Source organism: Aliterella sp. E5.1 (assembly GCF_057473825.1).
Genome location: NZ_JBYCCV010000289.1, coordinates 1 through 1,892 on the forward strand (window position 1 = coordinate 1; position 1,892 = coordinate 1,892).

Consider the following 1,892-nt stretch of genomic DNA (forward strand, 5'->3'; position numbering starts at 1 on the left):
TAGGTACAAATGTCGTTGATGCGGTAGAAATAGCTAATGAAATCGATCTTAACTACAGTAACTATTACTGGCGTAAAACTGACACTGCCAAGTTAACTCACATCTTGCACCAGTTAGAGGTCATTTATAAAGCGAAGATTAAGAAGTTAATCGCTTGAGCATTAATCGCACCATAGATGCATAGATCATCGACTCACTCACCTCTGGTAAAAGTTCATAATCCTTACTCAATCGACGATAGCGATCTAACCAACCAAATGTTCTTTCTACCACCCATCTTTTTGGTAAGACCTCAAATCCTGAACTAATGCGTTTAATGATTTCGACAGATGCACCACAAACGACCATCACTACCGAACTAAAATTCTGTCCACTATATCCCGAATCTGCCCAAATTAACTTTAATTGTTGCCAGTCACAAGTTGGTTCGGTTAATGCGACTATTGCTCCTAATCGCTCTGGAGCATTGGCTTCAGTTACCACCACACTCATCAGTAATCCCAGCGTGTCCACAACAATGTGACGTTTACGTCCTTTAACTAATTTGCCACCATCAAAGCCGTACACCTCCCCTTTTTTCCGTCGTTTTTACAGACTGACTGTCAACAACAGCCGCACTTGGCAAGGCGTTTTTAGCTAATTGTTGACGTACTTGTTGGCGCAAAGCCTGGTTTATCTCCTGCCACACTCCACGTTTTTGCCAGCGTCTAAAGTAATAGTAAACTGTTGAGTAGGGTGGGAAATCCTGTGGTAGCATCTCCCAGGAACAACCTGTGCGTAAAAGATGGCATTAATTACCTCACGCATATCTACAGTACGCGGATGCCCTCCTGGTTTGGCAGGGGGAATTAATGGTTCAATAATTCGCCATTCTTGCTCTGTGAGGTCGCTTTTGTAGGCTTTTCTAGTCATTGGGCATAGATTGAACATCTTAAGAGTGATGGTAAGAACTTTTTGCTATCAATCCCTTTACCTTTATTTTTTCTTTATAAATGGCCTCTTAAGAGAACCCTTTAAAACTGCTTGCTGACCCAACTAGGTCATATGAATTAAAGGATTTGAACCAGACGTGCTTGCCTATCTGCTCCTTCTTTTATCAGTCCTATTTCTTTTTTTACTTTTAAAGCAAAGCCCAAGGAGTGGTTGTATCCTTGGGCAGCGTGTAACTAAATTTATGCACTAAAAGACTATCTAAATGAAGATGCCAGAGCCAATTTATCAAGTTGCAGGCATTTATACTCCGGTTTATTCAACTAGCGAACGTGGTAAGTTCGTTCCTTCACTTTGTTGCGGTTCTTGTAGTCGATACCGCTGGATGTAATCGATAGTTAGTAGACGCATATAGTCTAGCAGCTCGAAAAACTGCTTAATTTTTGGATACTCCTCTACTGCTGAAGGATACCATTTCATGATGCACTCTACATTGAAGATACTTAGCTTGTGTAAGTGATTGATAACTTCATGAGGCTCCTGACGTGTACAACCTTTTGTGGCGATCTGGGAGGCATATCCAAAAATATACGTTGAGAGAACCTCTAACCTATCCCAGACTACATATTCTTCTTGCGACCCTTTTTCGCTATGCCAAAGTTTACTACGTTCGTCTTTCATAGCTTGCTCGTGAGCGAACAAACGGCTTTTAAGTTCGGCAAGTCGCCTTTGCTCAAATGCTTCCATTTCAGACTGCCCCATAGCAATATTTCTCCATTTAATTTTTCTTAATTATTGATTTACTCCGTAAGTAACAATCTTGCCATACTCGTCTACTTCTAGAAACTTTCCTGTATTTACAATCTCCCACTTCACTGTACCGTCTGTACGAAGACCCTCCGGCGGAGTTCGTTTGGCTTCAGATGTACTGAAATTAGAGGCAGCACGTAAATAATCGAGGG

The 1,892-nt window shown here is 41.4% G+C and carries 1 protein-coding gene and 1 pseudogene; both read right to left on the reverse strand.

Annotated elements, in window-relative coordinates:
* Window positions 1-138 precede the first annotated feature (138 nt).
* Window positions 139-912, reverse strand: a pseudogene (locus tag AC2VE5_RS26390) (IS5 family transposase).
* A 333-nt stretch (window positions 913-1,245) separates the two neighbouring features.
* The gene (locus AC2VE5_RS26395) at window positions 1,246-1,692 is read right to left on the reverse strand and encodes a hypothetical protein (protein ID WP_486890515.1); all 447 of its coding nucleotides are present in this window, start codon (window positions 1,690-1,692) and stop codon (window positions 1,246-1,248) included.
* Window positions 1,693-1,892 lie beyond the last annotated feature (200 nt).